General features: G+C 49.4%; 28 protein-coding genes. 2 read left to right on the plus strand and 26 right to left on the minus strand.

The genetic code is table 11. From position 1 onward, the window contains the following. The first annotated feature begins 566 nt into the window (after window positions 1–566). Window positions 567–2,078 (plus strand): anion permease, encoded by a 1,512-nt coding sequence (locus IP581_RS12975; RefSeq protein ID WP_017457050.1) that lies wholly within the window; start codon window positions 567–569, stop codon window positions 2,076–2,078. A gap of 52 nt (window positions 2,079–2,130) precedes the next feature. Continuing rightward, window positions 2,131–3,780: a class I fumarate hydratase FumA gene (gene fumA, locus IP581_RS12980; RefSeq protein ID WP_193820565.1), complete on the plus strand. Its 1,650-nt coding sequence runs from the start codon at window positions 2,131–2,133 to the stop codon at window positions 3,778–3,780. A gap of 69 nt (window positions 3,781–3,849) precedes the next feature. Here fumA and IP581_RS12985 read toward each other — a convergent pair whose 3' ends face one another. The 26 genes from IP581_RS12985 to IP581_RS13100 all read right to left on the minus strand — a co-directional run bounded on the left by IP581_RS12985 (window position 3,850) and on the right by IP581_RS13100 (window position 22,115). Continuing rightward, entirely contained in the window at window positions 3,850–4,158 is a 309-nt protein-coding gene (locus IP581_RS12985) for a hypothetical protein (RefSeq protein WP_193820566.1), read from the minus strand. Continuing rightward, window positions 4,148–4,522, minus strand: coding sequence for a hypothetical protein (locus IP581_RS12990; RefSeq protein ID WP_086874165.1), 375 nt, complete (start codon window positions 4,520–4,522; stop codon window positions 4,148–4,150). Before IP581_RS12990 ends, IP581_RS12985 begins: the two co-directional genes overlap by 11 nt. Before the next feature lie 32 nt (window positions 4,523–4,554). Then, complete coding sequence (locus tag IP581_RS12995; protein ID WP_193820567.1) at window positions 4,555–5,073, minus strand: hypothetical protein; 519 nt, start codon at window positions 5,071–5,073, stop codon at window positions 4,555–4,557. Window positions 5,074–5,103: 30 nt separating this feature from the next. Beyond that, window positions 5,104–5,820: an aldo-keto reductase family protein gene (locus tag IP581_RS13000; RefSeq protein WP_193820568.1), complete on the minus strand. Its 717-nt coding sequence runs from the start codon at window positions 5,818–5,820 to the stop codon at window positions 5,104–5,106. Between the two features lie 45 nt (window positions 5,821–5,865). Continuing rightward, window positions 5,866–6,093: a hypothetical protein gene (locus IP581_RS13005; RefSeq protein ID WP_193820569.1), complete on the minus strand. Its 228-nt coding sequence runs from the start codon at window positions 6,091–6,093 to the stop codon at window positions 5,866–5,868. Between the two features lie 18 nt (window positions 6,094–6,111). Further along, entirely contained in the window at window positions 6,112–6,240 is a 129-nt protein-coding gene (locus IP581_RS24000) for a hypothetical protein (protein WP_265579981.1), read from the minus strand. Then, window positions 6,233–7,003 (minus strand): hypothetical protein, encoded by a 771-nt coding sequence (locus IP581_RS13010; protein WP_193820570.1) that lies wholly within the window; start codon window positions 7,001–7,003, stop codon window positions 6,233–6,235. Before IP581_RS13010 ends, IP581_RS24000 begins: the two co-directional genes overlap by 8 nt. Before the next feature lie 20 nt (window positions 7,004–7,023). After that, complete coding sequence (locus IP581_RS13015) at window positions 7,024–7,278, minus strand: hypothetical protein (RefSeq protein ID WP_193820571.1); 255 nt, start codon at window positions 7,276–7,278, stop codon at window positions 7,024–7,026. 126 nt (window positions 7,279–7,404) lie between these two features. Next, window positions 7,405–7,935: a hypothetical protein gene (locus IP581_RS13020; RefSeq protein WP_228007765.1), complete on the minus strand. Its 531-nt coding sequence runs from the start codon at window positions 7,933–7,935 to the stop codon at window positions 7,405–7,407. A 92-nt stretch (window positions 7,936–8,027) separates the two neighbouring features. Beyond that, window positions 8,028–8,159, minus strand: a complete 132-nt coding sequence (locus tag IP581_RS24005) for a hypothetical protein (RefSeq protein ID WP_265579982.1) — start codon at window positions 8,157–8,159, stop codon at window positions 8,028–8,030. A 99-nt stretch (window positions 8,160–8,258) separates the two neighbouring features. After that, the gene (locus tag IP581_RS13025; protein ID WP_016495682.1) at window positions 8,259–8,651 is read right to left on the minus strand and encodes a DUF4150 domain-containing protein; all 393 of its coding nucleotides are present in this window, start codon (window positions 8,649–8,651) and stop codon (window positions 8,259–8,261) included. Between the two features lie 4 nt (window positions 8,652–8,655). Further along, window positions 8,656–9,261: a DUF3540 domain-containing protein gene (locus tag IP581_RS13030; protein ID WP_193820572.1), complete on the minus strand. Its 606-nt coding sequence runs from the start codon at window positions 9,259–9,261 to the stop codon at window positions 8,656–8,658. Continuing rightward, entirely contained in the window at window positions 9,258–10,343 is a 1,086-nt protein-coding gene (locus tag IP581_RS13035; RefSeq protein ID WP_193820573.1) for a pentapeptide repeat-containing protein, read from the minus strand. Before IP581_RS13035 ends, IP581_RS13030 begins: the two co-directional genes overlap by 4 nt. Next, a complete protein-coding gene (locus IP581_RS13040; protein ID WP_193820574.1) occupies window positions 10,340–12,880 on the minus strand; it encodes a DUF2169 family type VI secretion system accessory protein in 2,541 nt (846 codons plus the stop codon). Before IP581_RS13040 ends, IP581_RS13035 begins: the two co-directional genes overlap by 4 nt. An 85-nt stretch (window positions 12,881–12,965) precedes the next feature. After that, on the minus strand, window positions 12,966–13,328 hold the full coding sequence (locus tag IP581_RS13045; RefSeq protein ID WP_193820575.1) for a hypothetical protein: 363 nt from the start codon (window positions 13,326–13,328) through the stop codon (window positions 12,966–12,968). Then, window positions 13,328–13,726 (minus strand): hypothetical protein, encoded by a 399-nt coding sequence (locus IP581_RS13050; RefSeq protein WP_193820576.1) that lies wholly within the window; start codon window positions 13,724–13,726, stop codon window positions 13,328–13,330. The genes IP581_RS13045 and IP581_RS13050 overlap by 1 nt, the downstream gene beginning before the upstream one ends. A gap of 22 nt (window positions 13,727–13,748) precedes the next feature. After that, window positions 13,749–13,973: a hypothetical protein gene (locus IP581_RS13055; RefSeq protein WP_193820577.1), complete on the minus strand. Its 225-nt coding sequence runs from the start codon at window positions 13,971–13,973 to the stop codon at window positions 13,749–13,751. A gap of 45 nt (window positions 13,974–14,018) precedes the next feature. Next, window positions 14,019–14,327 carry a hypothetical protein gene (locus tag IP581_RS13060; protein ID WP_193820578.1) on the minus strand — a complete coding sequence of 103 codons (309 nt, stop codon included), beginning with the start codon at window positions 14,325–14,327 and terminating at the stop codon, window positions 14,019–14,021. 253 nt (window positions 14,328–14,580) lie between these two features. Beyond that, window positions 14,581–14,949: a hypothetical protein gene (locus IP581_RS13065; RefSeq protein WP_193820579.1), complete on the minus strand. Its 369-nt coding sequence runs from the start codon at window positions 14,947–14,949 to the stop codon at window positions 14,581–14,583. A gap of 107 nt (window positions 14,950–15,056) precedes the next feature. Next, on the minus strand, window positions 15,057–15,404 hold the full coding sequence (locus tag IP581_RS13070) for a DUF3592 domain-containing protein (protein WP_193820580.1): 348 nt from the start codon (window positions 15,402–15,404) through the stop codon (window positions 15,057–15,059). A 166-nt stretch (window positions 15,405–15,570) separates the two neighbouring features. Beyond that, on the minus strand, window positions 15,571–15,918 hold the full coding sequence (locus IP581_RS13075) for a DUF3592 domain-containing protein (protein WP_193820581.1): 348 nt from the start codon (window positions 15,916–15,918) through the stop codon (window positions 15,571–15,573). 882 nt (window positions 15,919–16,800) lie between these two features. Beyond that, window positions 16,801–17,175, minus strand: coding sequence for a hypothetical protein (locus tag IP581_RS13080; RefSeq protein WP_097399614.1), 375 nt, complete (start codon window positions 17,173–17,175; stop codon window positions 16,801–16,803). Between the two features lie 108 nt (window positions 17,176–17,283). Continuing rightward, window positions 17,284–17,655 carry a hypothetical protein gene (locus IP581_RS13085; protein WP_065368302.1) on the minus strand — a complete coding sequence of 124 codons (372 nt, stop codon included), beginning with the start codon at window positions 17,653–17,655 and terminating at the stop codon, window positions 17,284–17,286. Between the two features lie 10 nt (window positions 17,656–17,665). Then, window positions 17,666–20,068 (minus strand): type VI secretion system Vgr family protein, encoded by a 2,403-nt coding sequence (locus IP581_RS13090; RefSeq protein ID WP_228007766.1) that lies wholly within the window; start codon window positions 20,066–20,068, stop codon window positions 17,666–17,668. A 60-nt stretch (window positions 20,069–20,128) separates the two neighbouring features. Next, window positions 20,129–20,506, minus strand: coding sequence for a DcrB-related protein (locus IP581_RS13095; RefSeq protein WP_016495669.1), 378 nt, complete (start codon window positions 20,504–20,506; stop codon window positions 20,129–20,131). Window positions 20,507–20,648: 142 nt separating this feature from the next. After that, the gene (locus IP581_RS13100) at window positions 20,649–22,115 is read right to left on the minus strand and encodes a serine/threonine protein kinase (RefSeq protein WP_193820582.1); all 1,467 of its coding nucleotides are present in this window, start codon (window positions 22,113–22,115) and stop codon (window positions 20,649–20,651) included. Window positions 22,116–22,128 lie beyond the last annotated feature (13 nt).

Below are 22,128 nucleotides of genomic sequence, written 5' to 3' on the forward strand. Positions count from 1 at the left end.
AATCCTGATGTCGTGTATTTAATATACCGTGAATTTTAATTACCAAATTAATTACGTTAGTTATAAAACTATTTAACCACCCTAATAACAGAGCTACCTCCAGCGTATTATCATTTTTAAATATCGCGTTCACATCACTTTAATTACCGGTAACATTGCGATTACTTAGCACTTTTCCTTTCCAGCTTTATTAAAACAATAAAACAGAAAAATATCATACAGTTAAAAGAAAAATCCACGTTAATGAGAGTTATTATCAGCACCGTTTTTTAACATTTACGGTAATTTTGTGAAATTAACCACATAATACTCTGTGGGTATTCATTTTATTAAAAAAAGTGTCGTTCGTTTCGTTTTCTTGATCTCAATCAATAGCCTTCACCAATGGAAGAGCAATATATAAATACGCTCAGATTTTTATTTAATGCGATTGAATTTGCGTTAAACAACACATGCCAGAATGTGAAAAGTCTCAATAAAAAATTAAAGTAACTTTTGAAACTAAAATAATCAGAGATTCACTTTCCGCGCATGACCGAATTTTTAACTACTTGTAGATGCTCACTATGACAGAGAAAACAACAACCCCACCGTCTGCTCCTGCAGCCAGTGCCAAAGCCGGAAATAAAAACCGCCTGATAATGATGGCGTTACCGATTATCGTGGCAGTGCTTCTGCTGTTTGTCCCGGTACCGGAAGGTTTACCGCCGTTCGCCTGGCACTACTTTGCTATCTTCGTTGGCGTTATCGTCGGCCTGATTTTCGAACCCCTGCCGGGTGCGGTTATCGGCATGACCGGCGTGGTGGTTATCGCGCTGTGTAGCCAGTGGCTGTTATTCAGCCCGGAACAACTGGCCGACCCGAAATTCAAGCTGGCTGGCCAGTCCTTTAAATGGGCGGTGAGCGGTTTCGGTAACTCCACCGTGTGGCTTATCTTCGGCGCGTTTATGTTTGCCGCCGGTTACGATAAAACCCAGTTTGGTCGCCGCCTGGCGCTGATTCTGGTGAAATACCTTGGCCGCCGCAGCCTGACGCTCGGTTACGCCATTACTTTCGCCGATCTGCTGCTGGCACCGTTCACCCCGTCAAACACCGCGCGTAGCGGCGGAACCATCTATCCGATTATCGCCAACCTGCCGCCGCTGTACGGTTCTAAACCGAATGATCCGAGCGCGCGCCGCATCGGTTCTTACCTGATGTGGGTAGCGATTACCGCAGCCTGTATCACCAGTTCTATGTTCCTGTCCGCACTGGCACCGAACCTGCTGGCGCTGGCGCTGGTGAAAAGCACCGTTGGCATTAACATCTCCTGGGGTAGCTGGTTTATCGCCTTCCTGCCGCTGGGCGTGCTGTTGATTCTGACCATGCCGCTGCTGGCTTACTGGTTCTACCCGCCAGAAGTGAAAATCAATGACGAAGTGCCGCTGTGGGCGAGCCGCGAGCTGGAAAAACTGGGCAGAATGTCACGCAATGAGATCCTGCTGCTGGTGTTTGTCTGCTGTGCGCTGCTGATGTGGATCTTCGCCGCCGACTTTATCGAGCCTGCGCTTGCCGCGCTGCTGGTGGTCGTGCTGATGCTGTGGACCGGCGTGTTAACCTGGAACGACATTACCAGCAACAAACCGGCCTGGAACACCTTTGTCTGGTTCGCCACGTTAGTTGCGCTGGCCGATGGTCTCTCCACCACTGGCTTTATCGCCTGGTTGGGTAAAGAAGGTGGCCTGCTGATGAGCGGTATCTCTCCGGGGATGGCGACCATCGCCCTGCTGCTGGCGTTCTACCTGCTGCACTATCTGTTCGCCAGTACTACCGCGCACACCACGGCGCTGCTGCCTGCGATGCTGACCATCGCCGCGACAATTCCTGGCATCAATATGGAAGTGGTGGTTCTGGTGCTGTGTACTTCGCTCGGCGTGATGGGCATCATCACCCCGTACGGTACTGGCCCAAGCCCGATTTACTACGGTAGCGGCTACCTGCCGACCAAAGATTACTGGCGTCTGGGCACCATCTTCGGTGCTATCTTCCTGGCCGCCCTGCTGTTGATTGGTTATCCGTGGATCACCATGATGTTCTGATTCGTAACCGCCGGGCATTCCCGGCGGTTTTATTTTTATGGAGTAAAGAGCTATGTCGAACAAACCCTTTGTTTATCAGGACCCGTTCCCGCTGGCGAAAGACGATACGGAATATTATCTGCTGAGCCGTGAATATGTCTCTGTTGCCGACTTTGACGGCCAGCAAGTGCTGAAAGTCGAGCCGGAAGCGCTGACGCTGCTGGCACAACGCGCGTTCCATGACGCCTCCTTTATGCTGCGTCCTTCCCACCAGCAGCAGGTTGCCGCCATTCTGCATGACCCGCAAGCGAGCGAAAACGACAAATACGTTGCTCTGCAATTCCTGCGTAACTCCGAAATCGCCGCCAAAGGCGTGTTGCCGACCTGCCAGGACACCGGCACGGCAATTATCATGGGTAAAAAAGGTCAGCGCGTGTGGACCGGCGGCGGCGATGAAGCGGCACTGGCGCGTGGTGTGTACAACACCTACACCGAAGACAACCTGCGTTATTCGCAGAATGCACCGCTGGATATGTACAAAGAGGTCAACACCGGCACTAACCTGCCTGCACAGATCGATCTCTACAGCGTGGACGGCGACGAGTACAAATTCCTCTGTATCGCCAAAGGCGGCGGTTCAGCTAACAAGACCTATCTCTATCAGGAAACCAAAGCGCTGATTACCCCGGCGAAGCTGAAAAACTACCTGGTTGAGAAAATGCGTACCCTCGGCACGGCAGCCTGCCCGCCTTACCATATCGCGTTTGTGATTGGCGGTACGTCGGCTGAATCAACGCTGAAAACGGTGAAACTGGCCTCCACCCGCTACTACGATGGTCTGCCGACTGAAGGTAACGAGCACGGTCAGGCGTTCCGCGATGTCCAGCTGGAACAGGAATTAATGCAAGAAGCGCAGAACCTCGGTCTTGGCGCACAGTTTGGCGGTAAATATTTTGCTCACGATATCCGCGTGATCCGCCTGCCGCGCCACGGTGCCTCCTGCCCTATCGGCATGGGCGTCTCCTGCTCCGCCGACCGTAATATCAAAGCGAAGATCAACCGCGACGGGATCTGGATCGAGAAGATGGAGCACAATCCGGGGCAGTATATTCCGGAAGAACTGCGCCAGCAGGGCGAAGGCGATGTGGCGAAAATCGATCTCAACCAGCCGATGAAAGCGATCCTCGCCCAGCTTTCCGCGTTCCCGGTATCGACCCGCGTTTCGCTGAACGGCACAATTATCGTGGCGCGCGATATTGCCCACGCGAAACTGAAAGAGCTGATTGATAATGGCGAAGAGCTGCCGCAGTACGTGAAAGATCACCCGATCTACTACGCCGGCCCGGCAAAAACGCCAGAAGGCTATGCTTCCGGTTCGCTTGGCCCAACCACCGCCGGGCGTATGGATTCCTACGTGGATCTGCTGCAATCGCACGGCGCGAGCATGATCATGCTGGCAAAAGGCAACCGCAGCCAGCAGGTGACCGATGCCTGTGCCAAACATGGCGGTTTCTATCTGGGAAGTATTGGCGGCCCGGCTGCCGTACTGGCGCAGCAGAGCATTAAGAGCCTCGAATGCGTGGCTTACCCGGAACTGGGTATGGAAGCGATCTGGAAAATTGAAGTGGAGAACTTCCCGGCGTTCATTCTGGTGGATGACAAAGGTAACGACTTCTTCCAGCAGATCCAGAACAAACAGTGCGCCGGCTGTAACCAGCGTTAAGTAAAATGTCAAAAACCCCCGGCGGCGTTCCCGACCGGGGGTTTTTATTGTTCATAGATCAGCGCATGTTTAGTTGATGCGGAGATCATCTTTCCAGCAGAGCCGATAATAGCGCGCAATAATCTTCGCCAGCGCTTCACGTTCGCCATCCCCAATGACACTGCCGTCATCCCATCGTTTAAGGCTCGTTTTATCCAGCGTGCTGTAGCGCGCAGAAACCTCACAAATCAGTGCCCGTTCATTAAGCTGAAAGAAAAGAAACTCGCCCCGGTAAAGCAATTTAAGGCGAATAACGCCCCACTCGGCGTCATGAAACTGACAGGCAGAACCATCGCGCTTCAGTTCCTGCAACTCCTCGCGCCACGCTTTATTGATCATCGCTAACCACCAGCAGCGCATAAAGTGTGGCGATGTAACGGGCAGGCTGCTGCTCTTTATAACTGAAGATAACCAGCGTTTTCCCCTGCCCGTCCTCACAACTATGCGCAGAACAAAGAAGCGAGCCCTCTGGCGCGGAGTAACGGGTAAACGCCTCAGGATGGAAAGTAATGGCTTTGATTCTGGCCGCCACGGCGGCCTGGATGTGCTCCGGCAGCCGGGCAAAATCCTGGCTCTGGTAGAGATCCGGCTCAATTGGCTTCTGGCAACGCGGACAAATCAATTCGACACGTTGATTAAAAAAGCGCGTTTCAACGCCATCGTGCAGCATGACGCGTTTCTTAATAAATTTGTCGATTCTCATCTTCGTCACTCCGGCCGGGACAGGCCGCCCGCTCAGTCATTTCCAACGCTGATATTAATGGCCTGCACGCTGCCACCGGTGACATCGAAAGCGATATTTTTGCGTTTCAGTGAATACATAATCCACTGCTGTCCATCGCTGTTATCGGTTTCACCCGCACCATAATGCTCAATCACACGCTGTGTCGCATCGCCGGGCGCCACACCACGCGCGGTATGCAATGCGGGGGAATGCAGCGTTATTTGCCCGATAACATAACTGTCGATGCTTTTTCCGCGCTGCTGCCAGTCGATATTGGCGCTGTAGATATCAAAGCCCGCATAAATGTGGCGGTAAAATTTATAGTTTTCATCGCCAAACGGCACTTCACCGACAAAATCCTCGCTGGCTTGTTTTCCGAGCGCCGCCATCAGATGGCGATCCCACTCCTGCCCCAGGGTAATAGCCTGGTTATTAATTTCCACGGTGAAGTCGTTTTCCGTCAGCGGCGTTGGTGACGCCTGGGCAGAAAAGCCAAACAGCAGCGCAAAAACAGGGAATATTCGACGCATTAACCTTTCCATCTCCCGTCAAAAGAAGCGCTATTTAAGCCAGCTACCCGGCTGGTTGACAAGCGTTTTACCCGCCTGCGTCACCACCAGTTTCGGCGGGTTGTAATCGATAAGGTAAAGCACATCGCCATTACGGAATTCTGCGCCATTCACGCGATTTGCATCATCCACCCGCGTTTTACCGTGCAGGCTAATCTGCTGGCTGTCGCGGTTTCGTGCGCCGGTATAAAGCAGGTCATCGCAAGGCGTGGTGAACGCGCCGCAATTATTGCGGATGGCAATCATAAAATTATCAGTGCGGATAATTTTCGTCGTCGCGCCAGCATGAACACGTTCTTTAATTAGCGCGTAATTTTCCGGGGCGTAATAGTCACCGTGTTCAGGTGGTTGCGTCAGATGCCACGCCAGTTTGTCACCATTAATAACCAGTGTAGCTTTGCCATTTTTACCGCCAAAGCTCGAATCAAACGTTACGATGGCAGTATTATTTTTAACCTCGCCGCGCAGGTTATCCTGCTGTTCATCCGGGCAATCGATGCGGTTGCCGCGCTGAGTAATAAAGCAATACGATCCGCTGAGCGTATTATTCTGCTGGGATAATTTCAGGGAAAGTGTAGATTCGCTGCTTTCACTGCCGTGCCACTGCCCGGAAAAATCAGCTGCCGACACCGCGCTGGCGCAACAGGAGAGTAAAAAGCTCGCAGCGACAAAATAGAACCTTGGGTGAGTTGAATATATACGGTGCATAACGTGCATCTGTTCCTTTCAGCATCACAGCAAATAAGTTGATTCTTAAGGCCCGTAAAAGAACATCAGTGTCGAGAGATCGTCAAGATCCGCTTTCGATAACACGTTTTTTTCCATGCGATCGTACTGGTAGATAATCCCTTTCATGGGAATGGTCGATGGATGTTCTCTGGCCAGTGTCATTAATGTTTCAATATCCGCCGGATTTTTAAGCGCTCGGCTGAGGAATTTGTTCAGTAACGCTTCGCCCTCTTCACGGGTTAACAGATCCATGCGCATTTTCTCATACGGTTAATCCAGCAGCGAAAAGATGATGGCTGAAATAATTACCCTCGATAACGCCATCAACGCATCTCTGTTTTCAGCACTATTACTTGCGCCTTTGGAACGCATGGTGACATGGCATGCGAATCTACTCATGCGCTTTCCAGATACCTTTTTCATCGAGAAGGATTTTATTGTTTTGTATTACGGTTAAGCTGTTATCAATTTTACTCAGCAGATAAGTGGTGGTGCCGTTTTTAAAGGTGTAGGTAATAACAGGGCAGATTGCCTGTTCACACGCTTTGCGCACCGCAAAGCCGTGCAGACTGACTTCGGCCCGATCATTTTTACGCACGCCATAGTACGTTGCCTCGTCACAATTCGCGCCGTTACCACACACCGTGACCACTTTTATCGTAAATTTAGGGGTTTCAAAAAAATCGACGAAGGTCTCAGCCGTTTGATTAACCGCGGGCGTGTTAAACGACACGTTCTGAAAGCGGCTAACCCATTGTTGCAGCGCGTCAGGAATGCGTTTTTCGCCTGTGTTGCTTTTATAGTGCGCAACCGATGCCGTTGGTAATACCCATGCGGCAGAAAGCCGGCCATCGGGGTAAATGACAAATGCGGAGGCATTTTCCAGATAGAGATCTTTCAGCCAGCCTTCCACGAATAACCCGCCATCCGCAGTGTGTCGCGGTTCGCCATAGACATCGAAATTACCTGTAAACGCAGCGTAATCCGGCCCTAATACTTTTTTTAACGACGCCTGCACCTGCTTATCCATGGTGATATTTTCGACAGTTTCGAGCGTGTCAAAATGGTTAATATCAATAACCGCAGCAGCGTCAAAGGAGAAAAAAGAGAACAAGCAAACAAAAAGGATCGAACGCACATGGCCAGAAAAAAGATCTCGCATAAATTTAATTCACATCCGTTTTAGCGCACTTTAAACTCAGGAACCGGGACTTCACGATGTTTGTATTTATCATAATTGTCGCGCATATCTTTTGCTAACGAGACCATTTCATGAAAATCGCTGTATCGACTTAACTCGGCATTGTCGAGAATAAAACATTTTTGCACATCCCACATACTGTTATAGGGCCAAATCATGCAAATAAGATATTTGTCGTCGCTTTGCAAAATAAAGAAATCGCCCTTTTCTTTATGGATAACGTTCACTTCAGCCATAGCTTCTCCTGATAATTCTATAAAACACCGGCAATAAAAGTGCATCGCTAAGCATAGTCGTACTGGTGTCCAACCAGCTGACCGGACATAGCGAAAAGGTCCTTCCTTGTGGGTATATTGCACAGGTTAATTTACAAAATTGCGGAGGGTCATATTTTTTAAATAAGAGGGTTGCGCATATGGGAAACCAAATCCAATACCGTTACCGTTTTTATCAAAGGGTGTGATCCAGGAGAAAGTTTCATCCTTTGAATGCCCGTGCGGAACGTCAATTAGCTTTAATTGTGGGTAGGTTTTCCTGACGTCTTCTAACAAAATATTAGCATTCGCCACATCGTAAGAAATAATATAAATCTTACCCGGATTATCGGGATCAAGGCGAACGCTCATCTTCGTGATTTCTATCCCGCCTTCAATAGAGAAAGGTGCAGCTTTTAACCGCTCAGCAATATTTTGATCTTCACGTACGAGCGGCACAGGAATTATTGCATCAAGTTTATTTACATCTTGTCCTACGGTGTTTTTAAGCTGCGTTGCGAATCGCCACAATGATTCAATTTCGGTATTATTTCCTTCCGCAAACAAGTTGGGCGAAGAGAATAAAGCCAGCATAATAAAAGGTATTTTAATGAAATGTCTTATTTTGCATATAAGCATCGTACGTTATCCCATTTGACGAACACTTTATTTTCTCCTCCACGCTATCACTAAACGGCATAACTTCTTTGCTTTTCTCGTTACTAAAACCATTATCCATTATCAACAGCAATGGTGCTGGTTTGGCGACGCTCGCCGTTGCGCTCCGACAGCGCCTCGCGCCCGGAGAGTTTCCAGAAAAGCAGGCCGTCGACCGGCAGCCTGACCGTGATTCTGTTCGCCATAACCATGATTCCGTAAAAATCAATCACCGGAAAGCGCACTTGCTGTTGGCCTGTGCGTTCGTTTTTTTAAGTGGGAAAGACTGTGCGTAGCGTGTGCCGTTACGGTGCCAGCATTAGCACTTTGAACTGGCTGGGTACAATGCGCATGCCAATGGCATTGGTGGAATTTTGCAGGCTGACGCTGGTTAAACGCGTTGCCGGAGTGCCTTTTAGCAGCACGGTGAATGCGCCGGTCAGGTGGCGCGACGGCCCCATCACCGTACCGGACGCGACCCCCGTCGCCACACCTGGGTTATCGCCATTGGTCAGCGGCGTAATGGTCGCCATATTGTGTGCGGGCATGCCCATAAACAGAATATTGAGCGCGTTCGGGATCGCGGTTGGCCCCAGCGCGATATCCGGATACGGGATTGGCGTCGGGGCGGGCATTGGCGTCAGGCAGACATCCGGAAACGCGAGATCAACACCCATCAACTGGCAGTTTGCAAACATCGAATTACCCCATATGGATCTGTTCAGAATCAACTTTGGTGATCGCTTTCGAAGTGATCACCGTGTTTTGTGCGTGCATCCGCAAATAATCTTCCGCTTTCATATCCAGTTGCCCGGCGCGCACATGCTCGGTCTGACGGGTGGTGCGAAACAGGTGCTGGCTTATCTGCGTGACCGTCTGCCAAACGGATTCCGCGCGTTTACCAACAATGCGCGACAGCGTAACCCACGCGGAAATGTTGTCGCCGCTATAGTTCATCTCGCTGATATGGCAATCACCTTTCGCCGCACTGACATTCAGCGCATCGCTGCTCAGGGTTAACGCGCCCAGGCTGGTGATACGTAAGTCGCCCGGCACATTAAGCTCGGTGGCGTCCTCGTTCCCGCGCTCCAGCACGGCGAGTAGCCACATCTGGTTATCGACCGCGCTTATCAGCACCGTATCGCCCGCCTGCGGCGCGATCACGCAGCTTACTGCCCGGCGGCAGTGCCAGCCGCGCCCGTCGCATTCGACCATCAGGCTGCCATCGTCAAAACAGTGGGTGACGCGTGCGGAAAATTGCCCGCCGGGCAGCGTGGCGAGAGTCAAAGGTTGGTTGAGGTTGTTCATTGCGGGTCTCCGTAAATTCGGCTGTGGCGTTCGGCAGTCCAGGCCTCCGCCGCCAGTAACTCTTCGTCGTACTCAAGAATGCCTTTGCGATCGGCAAAACGCGCGCCCTCTTGCCGCGCGCGATGAAAACGACTGCGTGAGAAGGTCGCGCCGCGAAAATCGGCGTCGCCCACCTCCGCGCCGCTGAAGTCGGCATAGGTAAAATCACACAGGGTGAAATCGGCCTGCCGGGCGGCAACATGTTGCAGGATGCTCTGAAAAAAACGGCTCTGTTTAAAGCTGGCCTGGTGCAATGTCGCGCCGACAAAAATCGCCTGATCGAACAGGCTGCCGTGGGCGTGTGCGCCGCTCAAATCGGCCTGCATAAACAGCGCCTGCGTGGCATTAACGTTGTTCAGTCGTGCTTGTTTAAGCGATGCGCCTTTGAAATTGCACTGGGTGAGTTGCGCCCCGCTAAAATCAGCGCCATCAAGCTGGTTATCGGTAAACTGGCAGCCAGTGAACTGATGTTGCGCATAGTTTTTGCCGCGCTGGTCGCAGTTAAAGAACACCGCCCGTTCAAACTGGCTCCCGCTGAGATCCGTATCGCGCAGATCAATGCCGTAGTACGTGGTCAGCAGGTTATGGCAATGATTGAGCTTCGCCCCGTCAAGCGGGCACTCAAACAGGGTCGAACGTTCCAGATGCGCACCGGTAAAAACAGTTTTGTTCAGCGGGCTGCGCATAAACTGCGTGCTGTCAAAAGCCGACTGTGAAAAGTCGCAGCCGGTCAATGTGCATTCATTGAATACGCAGCGCAGCAGCGAGGTATTGCTGAAATTCGCCGTGGCTAAATCGCACTGGTTAAACACGGTCTCTTCGAGGTGGGCTGCGGTGAACACCGCGCCACTAAGCTGGCATTCGGTAAAAACGCTCTCCTGCAGATTACAGCCTTGCAGATTGGCCCCTGCGAACGACACCTCCTGAAAAATCCCGCCGGATAAATCACATCCGCGCAGATCGCAGCCATCAAGGTTGAGTTCCATAATGGCTTCGCCGCTTTTCACTTTCTGTTGCAGCTCTGCGGCACTTAACTGACTCATATCACCTCCCCGTCGCGCTTCGGCAGGGTTTTCACGCGTTTGTTATAGGCACCCTCAAATTTTGTGGCGCTGTCCGCGATAGACTGGGAAAGATCGGCGCGGAACAGATTGCTGAAACTCAGATCGGCACCTTCAAGGCGGCTTTTTTGCATCATCGCGCCCATTAAATTGGCGTCAGTAAAACGTACGCCCCGGAAATCAGTACGTATAAACAGGCTGCCGGTTAGCGTCGCGCCGCTAAAATCCGCGCCTTCACATTGCGCCTCGCTGAGATCGCTGTTATCCAGTTTCGCACGAACGAAATGCGCGCCAGTCAGCACCGCCTGGCGTAAATTGCTCTGCTTAAGCTGCGCGCCGCTGAAATCCGCGCCGCACAGCGTGCCTGCGGATGCCACCGCACAGGTGATAAGCGTGGCGTCACGAAACAGGGCGCGCTCCAGGCGACTTTCTACCCAGGAACAGCCATCCAGGTGCGCCCCGGCAAACGAGGCACTTTGCAGTTCGCATTTGATAAAACTGCTTTTATTCATGTTTGCCGCGCTGAAGTCAGGCTGCGGTAGCGTAAGTTCCATAAATACACAGTTATCCAGCGTCGCATGACGGAATACGCACTGGCTAAAGCCGGTTTTACGCAGCAGCAGGTTTTCCAGCCGTGCATGGCTGAAATCACACGCGTCAAACAGCGCGTCAGTCATTTCGGATTCTGTAAACTGCGCGCCGGTGAAATTGGTCTGGCGGCACTGCGCCAGCGCGAGGCTTGCTTCGGTGAAGTTGCATTCGCGAAGCGAAGCCCCCTGTAAATCCGTGCGCGCCAGCATCGCGTGGCTGAAATCAGCGCCGTCAAGCTGGCACTGGCTGAGGTTCGCACACTCCAGCAGTGCATTGCGGAAATTGGCGCCGCGCAAATCCATGCCGGAGAAATCCGCGCCGGTCAGATCCAGCCCGCTGAAATCCCCGCCCTGCGCCATCGTTCTTTCAGCACGCTGGCGAATAATCAGCGCGATATCGCCAGTCAGTTTGATGGCAGGTGGTTGTTCGGCAGCAGACATCAGATAGAGTTTGTGCAGCGCTTCCCGGCTCTGCTTGAGCTTTTTCTCACTCATGTTGTCGGCGTTACGCTCCAGTAAATCCTGCATGCGCATCATCGACTCAGGCCCGCGTGGCTGGTTTTCCTGCGCATTCATCTGCGGGAAACGCGCCTCCATTTCTGCTTTGCGTGTTTCGGCCTGCTCCTGCAGTTGTTGGGCTTTGCGCTCCATCTCTTCGATAAATTCAGGCAAATCCTCCAGCTTCGGAAGTGCGGGTTCCTCCATCTCCTTGAGCAGATCGGCGGTATCCGCCCCCTGCGCTTCCAGCCGCGCACGATGCTGTTCACGAAGCTGCATAGCGCGGTTTTGCTGGTTATCACGCATCGGGCTGTGGTTTTCCTGTACCTCGCTGTCAATCCACGGGCCGATGATATCTTCAGGGATCAGATCTTTTTCGCGGAAGGCAAACAGCGCGCCTTTCTCTTTATCCAGCCGCTGATGAAGGACTTTGCGATAGTGGTTGACCGAACGGGCAGCACCGGTTTTTTCAAGCGCCGGCATCAGTTGCAAAACGTCTGCGGCATCGTCTTCATTAATACGCTGATTGCCCTGCCAGATAAGCACCATCTGCTCAAGATGGGGGAAAAACCACACCGTGGTGGCGCGCAGCGCGATCTCTTCAAACAGGATCTCATCGCCGCGCTGGCGCTGCATAAAGCAGCGCGCCTGCCACGGCGGCAGCGTGCCTTCCTGCAAATGCTGTTCCGGGTGCATATTCCAGATGCGCCATACGGCCTGCGGCGGTAACGCATCTTTATCTTCCCACCATTGATCGGGGCTGGCGGCGTTAAATACCCGCCAGTCGATATCGGGCGCAAAACCAGGAAAATCATGCTGCAACCAGCGGGCATCGTAGTTTTTACCCATCCGGCGAAAGCGGCGTGGCCACAGCAGATCCAGCGGGCCGAAACTGGCAGGTTCTGGTTTAGCGCGCGGAGACGTAATACGCTGATTTAAGAGTTCAATATTGGGCAGGCGGCGGAACCGGGTACCGTTGTGGTCTTCTTCCACGGCACCGATACCGTGCGGGTTTTCCTCAAAACCTTCGCCACCGAAAGCGCGGCTCCAGTCGAGGCGCATCTGATCAAAAGGTTTGGCAGCAGTCGGGCGCGAACCGGCCCAGTAACGATCGCCGGTGACGGCCAGGGTTTTACTGAGCTCGCCGATCTCAATGCGCACCGCACAGGCGGTTTTATCCTGATGATGGTGCGAGTAAGCGAAGCCGGTAGCGAGGAATTCGGCGCGCGCTTTCGGCATTGCCATATCCAGCACGCCGCCGCTGGTTTGCAGCTCGCTGGCAGCCAGTTGCCAAAGCTCAACTTCAGGACGTAATTTTGGTTGTGCGCCCATATCCAGCAGCGCGAGAACAGAAACACCCAGGTGATTTTGCCCCTGCAGGCGAAATGGGCGATTAAGCACGCTCAGCCGCAGCGGTTTAATAATCTTCATATAACATCCTTTGGAAGATTAAGCGTATCGTTGGCGTTTTTTTAACGTCAGGAAAGACCGCCTTACGATGAAATGATTAATGAATTTAGAATACGCGCGGGAGATTAACCTTATTGAGTGACGGATCGCTGCGCAAATACATGACCGGAACGGTTTCGCCCACTTTATAGTTAAGCATCTCCATCGTTTTCACCACGGTAACCACATTTTGTTGGGTGAAAACCCTGCCGGTATGATCGTTAAATTCATAATCCAGTGTGACATTGACGATGCCATTTGGCGCGGGCGTTCCCGGCACGGCCTGAGTTATTCGCGCATTGACATGCACAGGATCGCTGGCGATGCGCTTTTTTATTCGGTTGTTTTTTATATCGCGAATCGCGATTTTAATAAAAACAACAACTACCAGCGCGGGCAAGAGAGAAGCCAGATACTTAAAATAATCCATTACGTTTCCTGAGATGATTCATCAAAAATAATATCGGCGACAGCGATTTTCTTTGTTAGCAACCCTTGATATTTTATGCGCAGCTTAAGACCCGGTTTTAATCTTGCGATATCGTTTGCATTAATGAAAGCCGCTGCTTTTTTCTTTTGCGCTTTCCGGTCAATCACAATGATGAAGTGAAATAGAAAATATTCGCCTTCTCGCGTTGATTTTAACGGTTCCCATGTTTCCAGCACCCCCTCTTTTTCAGGGCCATACCAGTCACGTAACGTTGCACGATCCTGGATTAATTTCGCGTCACCTGTAGGCTCACGCAGACCTTTAGTGAGAAGGTAAATAAAAATAGCCAATATAGACCATGTAAAGAGCGTGAGGTTTTTTGCAATGAGGTCCGTCATGAATGGCAATACCTTATCTTCGCTAAAACTCAATTTTAATGACCGCTAAGCGGCCTTCGCTTCCTTTCTTCACTTTGATTCGCAGTCCAGGTTGGATCAATGGCATCTGAGAAATATTCACCAGCGTCTTAGCAATGTAGAGTTGAGTATCGCCCGGCAGATAAAAGCGAATATCATAAAAGAAGTCATTGCCAAATCTATCGCCGCTTATTTTGCAGGCGATAATTTCACTTTCAATAATAAACAACAGTCAATAATAAGCAGCACACTGGGTTTTGTTATTGTATGTATTTTATTTCTCAAACATGAAAACATAATGTTTATCATCGACATACATAATTTTTATTTGCATTCCAGGTTGCATTTGTGGAGCGTAAAAGGTATCGATCTTTTCACGACCTTTAATTTTACGCCCTTCAACATTTAAAACATAAGCTACAGTTGTATTCCCTGATTCATCCGTGGAAACAGGTCTGATATTTTCAATCACGGCCATAATTTGGCGGCCGTCACGGATTATTTTCTCCCTTTTATTAACAGAAACAAAACACATAATAACCATCACAGCAAGCATGCCAATCGCTAATAAAATCCCCATCATATTGTTCAATCCTTTTTACATAAGCACATAGTCAACAACTGTGCAAATATAATACATAGAAAAACACAAACTGACTTCAGAACTGATGTAAACATGGTTTTGTCGTAATTTTAGAAAAATCGAATAAAATCCGTTAAGGGTTTTCTGGCAACTAAAATAGTTGCCTAGTTTTTCCTTGTTTTTACCATCTACGGGAGTACGTTTCGGACAGGGCAGACTGAATTGCTATTCCTTTTCACTGATACTTGGCAATTTACTTATCCAGTGGAGAGGGGATTTTCAACTTTATTTTCTTAGGTTCTTTCCTGGAGTAAATCAACGGCACCTTTGCTCCTTTTTGATATTCAGGAACCTTAACTACATCAATAACTGCTTTGACTTCAGTGTTAACGATTTTATGATCGGCGGTAATAAACCGCACCTGAATAATCGCATTAATAAATGCGGAGTTCTCGCCACTGGAACTACGAATGTTAATAATCTCCCCCTGTGCTTGCCCCGCATCAGCCGGGTCAATTTTAACCGCCCCTCTACCCGCCATGATGATGTTATAGATAAAGAAGACAAACATGCCAAAAAAGACAACCAGCAAGGGATAAGTAACATAGTAAGAAATTGCCATTTGGACCTTTTAATCATGCCGTGTAGTTGTTATTAACGCTTTAAATTTTTTTGAAATGCAACCCGATAGTATAACCAGTCACGTACACTCAAAAAAAACCAGTTAACTTATTCCATTTCACTCGGCATAAGAAGTACTTGTTGAGGATCCTGAGGGAGATAGTAAAGCACAACAGTGTTGTTCCTCATGATTTTTATTAAATCCTCAGGCGTAAAGTATCTTTTAGTTGTAACGGTTATAGTTTCATTTTTATTTGTAAACTCGACAACCATGCGAAATCGGGTATTTCCCGTGCCTGATGCGCCAATTTTCTCCTTACTTAAAATTTTCGCTTCTGTTCTGATCCCTTCTTTCTTAAATTTATCGTGAACAACACCTGTATGATAACAGTATAAAAAGACACCCATGCAAACAATAAAAATAATTGAGATGGTAACAACGGGAGAGTCAAGCACGATAGCCGCCGTGGTTTAAATAATTTAAACAATATAAATTAATTTTTCACTTTAAAAAAGAATGAACTCAATTTAAAAGCGATAGCTTTATAGCCTCCGACCTTTAAAAAAGCCGATCAGGATTAACTTTGCAACTGTTCGATTCGAGTCACCATTTACAAAGTGGCTATTCCATATCTTGAGGAACCAAATAGATTTGTTGAGGATCCTCTGGCAAATAAAATAACTGCACCGTATTTTTTCTCATTACTTTGATCAAGTCCTCAGGTGTAAAATATCTTTTAGTTTGTGCTCTGACGACACCATTTCTTGTTTCAAACTCCACTACAACTTTATATTTAATATTACCCGTGCCGGATACACCGATATTTTTCTTATCAACAATCCTTGCCTCTACTTTAATGCCCTTAGCTCTAAACTTGTCATCATCATAACCGGCCTTCATAATCCCATAAATAAGCCAGGCTATAATTAATACAGTGAGCGCAATAGACCACATAGTTGAATCTGACATCTATTAACCTTAAAGAGCTGCTAACCCGTTAATTTCTTGTTTAGATTACTTACGCCACCGCGGGTAATATTCAGCGTACATCCATTCTTGATGGTTTTCGTTTGGTTGTGGTTGAAGATGGCACTTTCTGCTTCAATTAACATAACCGTGCGCTTAGCACGATAGTAGAAGTGAGACGTTGTCGGTGACAACGCCCAGACAAAACCATTTGTAATTACTTTATGCGACTTTCGGATTCAAGTATAAGCCATACTTTTTAAGATTTTCTTTCTTGTAATAAATATCCACTTTGCGCTCTCGCTCAAGAGGCATTATATCTAATACAGTAACAACCTGTGTTTTTTCCAGAGTTATCTCTTGACCGTCTTGCGTAGTAAAAGAAAAGTGTAAAAACACATTTTGGCGACCCCGTTCCTGAAGTGGATATTTGCTTGATATTGTTTATCTTAGCAACTGTCCTTATACCGTTATTTTTAAAATCATCATGAACCATCCCTATATGAAATACTAAATAAATAAGGAAGCATGGCGCTGCAATACTTAATATCAGGCCAACATTATCGCCAGTGAACATTATGCCCTCTTAAGATTTATATTTGTCGATATGATGGCTTTTAATGAATATCTTCAGCTGAAATATAATATCAAAAAAAAATATATATACATACGATATTAATTCAAAAGCATCTTTATTCATTGTTTTAAAAGCGTTATAGATTTTATTTATAATCAAAAGGCCAGTATAATTCCCAGGATAGATACGATAACACCAATTATTAAAGGAGTTTCTGTGAAAGCACTCATATTCACTGTCATGTAAATAAACAAATCGGATTAACACCCAAATTTTGGATTCGTGAATGGAATGGTGACAATAGAGATTCACCTGACTAACACGCCATCTTTCCCTTCGTTCAGAAAATGTTTTTCAGGATTAGTCCGTAAATAGACAACCGGAACGGTATTACCGATCTGGTATTCGAAAAGGTTTATTGTTTTAATTATTGTCAGTACGTTCTTGCGAGAATAGTTCGCTCCAGTTAGATCTTTAAATTCATAATCAATCGTTAAGTTAACCAATCCGGCAGATGATGGAGTTCCTGGCATAACGGCAGAGATAGTCGCATGGGTATAGACCGGATCTCTAAGAATTACTCTTTTAATTACGCCCCGAACTATGTCGCTACAAATAAAATAAACTATAAGACCAACTACCAGCACGACCAATACAACATGCAGTCCTTTCAAATAACCCATGAAGAGATTCCTTGATTATATATGTGACAACCTAATCGTGCTGGTATTGCCTAAGAAGCTAAAATTGAATTAACAAATCATAAAGTATACTAACCTTAAGCTTTTTTGTTAATAATTTTGATACTCCTCATAATAAAACCGCTCTGGCATATCACGACTTACTCTGATTTTTATAATTTTCCCAGGTTCGATTTTTTCCTTATCGGTTACTAAGAAAGAAAGCCCTCTTTTAGAAGTAATATTCTTTCCGTTGTAATTATATTTCACCGTAGCTACCACCACAAAATAATTGTTTATCCTTTGAATCTTGTCATAAACCACATCTGATATTTCAGCTTCCAGACTAACACCGTGCTCTTTAATATATGCATCATATGCATCGCGCTGCCTATTCTTATGAACAACATAGCCAACGAATAACAGTATGCACAGTGGAATAAACCAAGCAAGCTTAGGCATAATATATGATAAAAAGCTCATAATCCCTCATTTATAAAAAAGATGTTAATGCATTAATGAATTGAGACATAGTAGTAATCCTCGTATTAGTACCGCCAATGCGGATTATAATATTACCGCCATCCTTCTTAATTACCGCACCTGCGTTTTCGAGCTTTAACCCATTAGCCGAAACACCTAAAATAGGAGTGGCGCCGATTGAAGTCATATTTACTGAGATGTCATTAATTTTCAGACTTGAAGATGCATTTTTATATTCGAAGTATTCAGAAGGACTTATTATTTCAACCTTTTCATCACTTTTGATAGTGATTTTTTTCGGGGAATAAAAGTCCATGCCACCAAACACATTTTCATTAAGTTGCCCAGTGATACTTCTTGCGACATTTCCCTTAACGTCAGTGATTTGATTCTGATGAACCGTCAGCTTATCTACACCTTGAATATCTGTTACCACACCTTTCTTGTAAGTTACTTTAGTCGCAGCACTAATAGCCGCGCTTGATGCAGATGATAAAAAATCTGCAGCTGTTGTAACGGTACCCATAGGTGCGAGTACTTGACCTTTTGTCTGCTTTATATCAAAAGGCACGGGCGTCACAGAACTTTCATTACCCTGTGCATCGATAACTTGCCCAAATACGACTTCCGGAACTTCATACATTATTTTCGCGGCAGCAGTCGTACTTACACTCGCATCGGTTTTAAACACCAAATTGCTCGTGTAGCTGTTATCTGAGAACCCCGTAACAGACTTTTTCTCGTTATCAACGATTGTCTCTTCGCGTCCTTTAGCGGTAATCGAGATGGTCTGGCCCTTATTAAAGGTCTGCGTATCGTGATCATCAACGGTTACCGAACGGGTATTCTTGTGCGTGTATATCGTTTGCTGGTGCACAACTTCATTATGAACACCTTCAACCGATACATTCATATCGCGTTCCGAATGCAGATCGACGGATTCACTGCCTAACCGATCCTCAAAAAACAGGTAGCTGGCGTTGTCTTTGCTACCGTCTTTACTGCGGGTCATAAAGCCCATGCGCGTTGAGTCGTCCGGCAGTGACCACGGCGGCATGCTGGATTCGTTATAGACACGCCCGGTGACGATCGGCCGGTCCGGGTCGCCGTTGATAAAGTCGATCACCACTTCGTCGCCCACGCGCGGGATTTGCACCCCGCCGAAGCCCTGCCCCGCCCAGGCACTCGACACACGCACCCAGCAGGAGCTGGTGTCATCGCCTTTCGCCAGCCGGTCCCAGTGGAATTTCACCTTCACCCGGCCATATTTATCCGTCCAGATACTCTCGCCCTGCGGCCCGACCACTTTCGCCGTCTGCGGACCGTAGGTCTTCGGCCACGCCGTCACCGCCGCCGGGCGGAACACCACCGTCGACGGAATCACGGTGAAATCGATACGGTGCACCGTTTCGCCATCGGAACCGCTGGCATAGCGGTTTTCCTCGAAAAAGTAGTTCGCTTCGGTGGTCAGGTACTCGCCGTTATCGCTGAAAAACGGCGCGTTATACAGCGCAAAGGTGTTTCCCGGTGCCACGCCAATCGCCGTGGCGGTGCCCTGAATCTGCTGGTGCTCCACCTGCCAGCGCTCCTGGCGGATACGCGCGTAATACTCCCCGTGACCGTGCTCGACAAAGCGCCCCGGCCAGTCATAAACATCAATGCTGCCCGGCTGCGGTGACGCCGGGTTCTGCCGCGCCTGGAACAGCCACGCGTTTGGTTTGCGGAAGTCATAATCGTCGAGGCTGTAAATGCCCGGCGTCACGCTGTCCTCCAGCGCCCACTGGCTGATGCCCTCTTCGTCCGTGCTGCCGCCGGACGGCGTCTGGTGATAGGGAATGGTTTCATAGCCGCTGAAAGGCTGATGTTCCGTCGCCGCGTCGGTCAGCACCAGCACATGGCGGTCGGCTTCGTGGCGGAAATGGTAGGCGATGCCTTCAAGCTCCATCAGACGGCTGATGAAATCGAGGCTCGATTCCTGGTACTGCACGCAGTAATCCCAGGTGCGGTAACTGCCGGTCAGCTTATCTTCCACGTTCACCTGATATTCGCCGAGCAGCGTTTTCACAATCTGCGGCGCAGTCTGGCCCTGGAAGATACGCAGGTTGCGGTCGCGTTTCATCGGCCACAAATCCGGCTCCACGGTGAGCTGATACACCGCGTAACGCGTTCCGGAAAGTTCCACGGCGCTCACCGCCACGCGGGTGATTTTGCCGTTGATATAGCGCGTGCCCGTTCCCTGGGTGGGAATATTGACGGTCACCGGCTGGCCCAGCAGCTTGCTGCGGTCGACGCGCGCATCGGTACTCAGCACCGTCAGCGCCAGCGTAAATGACTCCGACAGCGCCTCGCGCCCGGAGAGTTTCCAGAAAAGCAGGCCGTCGACCGGCAGCCTGACCGTGATTCTGTTCTGCATAACAAGAGATCCCTACTCAATGTCCGTCAGCGGCAATCAGCGCATGGTAAAATCTGTACGCTATTTTGCGCGATGAAATTTAATACTCTGGATAATTTGTTGATATTGCTTTTGGTGTTCTTCGCTGAATTCGCCGGGGCAGGTGCCTACGTAGCTCACCATTTTTTTACCGGCGGGATCGTCGAGCAAAATTAACGTCTGCCGCTGGAAGATAACGTGGTTGTCATTTTTGAACTGGTAGAAGAGCTCCACGGCGGGATAACCGTCCACTTCCAGCATTTCCGACGATTCAAGATGAAAATCAATGAGCGTCATCTCCAGTTCACGCGTTTTTCGGGCTGCGAGGGCGTGAACTTTATCGTCAGCTTTTGCATTACTTCGCGATACGACAAACGTAAATTCACCGCCACCCTGATTGCTGTGTGTTAATAAATTCATAGTTCTGTCTTTTTAATATAACGAGCGAGACGAGCGTTGTTATTGCTACAAGAAGACATTGCACCATCATGCAATGTGAAAAATGACGCGCGCGGGAATGGCTTCCCGCACGCTACCGGGCGTCAGCCCGGAGGAATCATCACTATTGCGCTTGCGGGTTAATAAGCCAGGTGCCTGGCTGCCCAATAGTAATGGTCTGGCTGCGGGTCTGACCATTGCCCTGCAACACCAGGTTGTAACGCCCCGGTTGCAGCTTCAGCGAAGCAAAACCGTTAGTGGCCGGAGAAACAGACTGCGCTTCGCCGTTGAGCGTCAGTTTTTCGCCCTCGTTCATACGCACAAAAATCTGCGCAACCGGCTCCTGTACCGCAGGTGCCGTGGTCTGGCTTTGTGCCTGCGTAGTTTGCGAAGGCGTCGCCGCAGCTGCGGTGGTTGTCTCCTGCACGCTCTGGCGCGGCGGCTCAGCGACCTGCTGCGTGGTTTGCTGCTGATTGGTGTTGCTGGCATTTTGCGTCGCCGCCGTGTCCGGCGAGGAACTCCCGCCAAACAGCACCGCCCCCGCAATCACCCCAACGATCACGCCCGCCGCCACCAGCCCCGGCACTTTGTAACGTTTCACGCTACTCAGCGCATCGGTTTTTTCCGCTGTTTCTTCCACCGGCACCAGCATGGTACCCGGCTGTTTTACGCTCATGACGTCGTCGATGCCGGCGACCGGCATTTCAATCAGCGCAGCGAATTCATCCACCGTTTGCGGACGGTCTTCCATTTTCAGCGACAGCGCGCGGTCCACCGCCTGCAACAGCGTGTGTGAATACCCCGGCAAACCGCGCTGCGTCAGCGGGACATAAGTGTCCTGAATACTGCGCACCACGCTTACCGGCGGCGGTGAGCCAATAATCAGCGTGTGCAGTACCGCGCCAAGGGCGTAAATATCGGTCCACGGCCCCTGCTCGCTTTCGTTGTCGTCGGTGTATTGCTCAATTGGCGCATAACCCGGACGCAGCATGGTTTCGGTTTCATCGGATACCGAGCCAATACTGCGGCGCGCAGAACCAAAATCGAGCAACACCGGCAGACCGTTATCCTGAATCTGGATGTTATCCAGCGAGATATCACGGTGCAGATAGCCTTCGTCATGAATGGTTTTGATCGCCCCCAGCAGCATCGGCAGCATGCGGCGGATCCACGCTTCATTAATCAGCGTCGGGTTCTTTTCACGCAGGCGGGAAAGCGTGGTACCGCTGTAAAACACCGTTCCCATGTAGGCGGTGTCGTTCTGTACCCAGAAGCGCAGCACATGCAGCAGGTTCGGGTGGTTGAAGCGCGCCAGCAGACGCGCCTCCTGAATGAAACTGTTCAGTCCGGCGGTAAACGCTTTACTGAAGCGCTCGCTGCGCAGCACCAGCGTCATGTCATCATTACGTACCGCCAGCGACGACGGCATAAATTCTTTAATCGCGATGGTTCGCTCAAGCTGGTGATCCTTGGCGCGATAGACGATGCCAAAACCACCGCCGCCGATCACTTCTAAAATTTCGAACTCGTTGAAGCGATATCCCGGTGGCAGCGCATTCGGTACACTCCGGTTGTTATCGTGATCCGTCATATTGGAAAACTCT

Source organism: Kosakonia pseudosacchari (genome assembly GCF_015167415.1).
Lineage (GTDB): Bacteria > Pseudomonadota > Gammaproteobacteria > Enterobacterales > Enterobacteriaceae > Kosakonia > Kosakonia pseudosacchari.

Bases quoted from the DNA above. Each gene is read 5' to 3' on its own strand.
- IP581_RS12975 (WP_017457050.1), top strand. From the start codon at position 567: ATGACAGAGAAAACAACAACCCCACCGTCTGCTCCTGCAGCCAGTGCC.
- fumA (WP_193820565.1), top strand. From the start codon at position 2,131: ATGTCGAACAAACCCTTTGTTTATCAGGACCCGTTCCCGCTGGCGAAA.
- IP581_RS12985 (WP_193820566.1), bottom strand. From the start codon at position 4,158: ATGATCAATAAAGCGTGGCGCGAGGAGTTGCAGGAACTGAAGCGCGAT.
- IP581_RS12990 (WP_086874165.1), bottom strand. From the start codon at position 4,522: ATGAGAATCGACAAATTTATTAAGAAACGCGTCATGCTGCACGATGGC.
- IP581_RS12995 (WP_193820567.1), bottom strand. From the start codon at position 5,073: ATGCGTCGAATATTCCCTGTTTTTGCGCTGCTGTTTGGCTTTTCTGCC.
- IP581_RS13000 (WP_193820568.1), bottom strand. From the start codon at position 5,820: ATGCACCGTATATATTCAACTCACCCAAGGTTCTATTTTGTCGCTGCG.
- IP581_RS13005 (WP_193820569.1), bottom strand. From the start codon at position 6,093: ATGGATCTGTTAACCCGTGAAGAGGGCGAAGCGTTACTGAACAAATTC.
- IP581_RS24000 (WP_265579981.1), bottom strand. From the start codon at position 6,240: ATGAGTAGATTCGCATGCCATGTCACCATGCGTTCCAAAGGCGCAAGT.
- IP581_RS13010 (WP_193820570.1), bottom strand. From the start codon at position 7,003: ATGCGAGATCTTTTTTCTGGCCATGTGCGTTCGATCCTTTTTGTTTGC.
- IP581_RS13015 (WP_193820571.1), bottom strand. From the start codon at position 7,278: ATGGCTGAAGTGAACGTTATCCATAAAGAAAAGGGCGATTTCTTTATT.
- IP581_RS13020 (WP_228007765.1), bottom strand. From the start codon at position 7,935: ATGCTTATATGCAAAATAAGACATTTCATTAAAATACCTTTTATTATG.
- IP581_RS24005 (WP_265579982.1), bottom strand. From the start codon at position 8,159: ATGGCGAACAGAATCACGGTCAGGCTGCCGGTCGACGGCCTGCTTTTC.
- IP581_RS13025 (WP_016495682.1), bottom strand. From the start codon at position 8,651: ATGTTTGCAAACTGCCAGTTGATGGGTGTTGATCTCGCGTTTCCGGAT.
- IP581_RS13030 (WP_193820572.1), bottom strand. From the start codon at position 9,261: ATGAACAACCTCAACCAACCTTTGACTCTCGCCACGCTGCCCGGCGGG.
- IP581_RS13035 (WP_193820573.1), bottom strand. From the start codon at position 10,343: ATGAGTCAGTTAAGTGCCGCAGAGCTGCAACAGAAAGTGAAAAGCGGC.
- IP581_RS13040 (WP_193820574.1), bottom strand. From the start codon at position 12,880: ATGAAGATTATTAAACCGCTGCGGCTGAGCGTGCTTAATCGCCCATTT.
- IP581_RS13045 (WP_193820575.1), bottom strand. From the start codon at position 13,328: ATGGATTATTTTAAGTATCTGGCTTCTCTCTTGCCCGCGCTGGTAGTT.
- IP581_RS13050 (WP_193820576.1), bottom strand. From the start codon at position 13,726: ATGACGGACCTCATTGCAAAAAACCTCACGCTCTTTACATGGTCTATA.
- IP581_RS13060 (WP_193820578.1), bottom strand. From the start codon at position 14,327: ATGATGGGGATTTTATTAGCGATTGGCATGCTTGCTGTGATGGTTATT.
- IP581_RS13065 (WP_193820579.1), bottom strand. From the start codon at position 14,949: ATGGCAATTTCTTACTATGTTACTTATCCCTTGCTGGTTGTCTTTTTT.
- IP581_RS13075 (WP_193820581.1), bottom strand. From the start codon at position 15,918: ATGTCAGATTCAACTATGTGGTCTATTGCGCTCACTGTATTAATTATA.
- IP581_RS13080 (WP_097399614.1), bottom strand. From the start codon at position 17,175: ATGGGTTATTTGAAAGGACTGCATGTTGTATTGGTCGTGCTGGTAGTT.
- IP581_RS13085 (WP_065368302.1), bottom strand. From the start codon at position 17,655: ATGAGCTTTTTATCATATATTATGCCTAAGCTTGCTTGGTTTATTCCA.
- IP581_RS13090 (WP_228007766.1), bottom strand. From the start codon at position 20,068: ATGCAGAACAGAATCACGGTCAGGCTGCCGGTCGACGGCCTGCTTTTC.
- IP581_RS13095 (WP_016495669.1), bottom strand. From the start codon at position 20,506: ATGAATTTATTAACACACAGCAATCAGGGTGGCGGTGAATTTACGTTT.
- IP581_RS13100 (WP_193820582.1), bottom strand. From the start codon at position 22,115: ATGACGGATCACGATAACAACCGGAGTGTACCGAATGCGCTGCCACCG.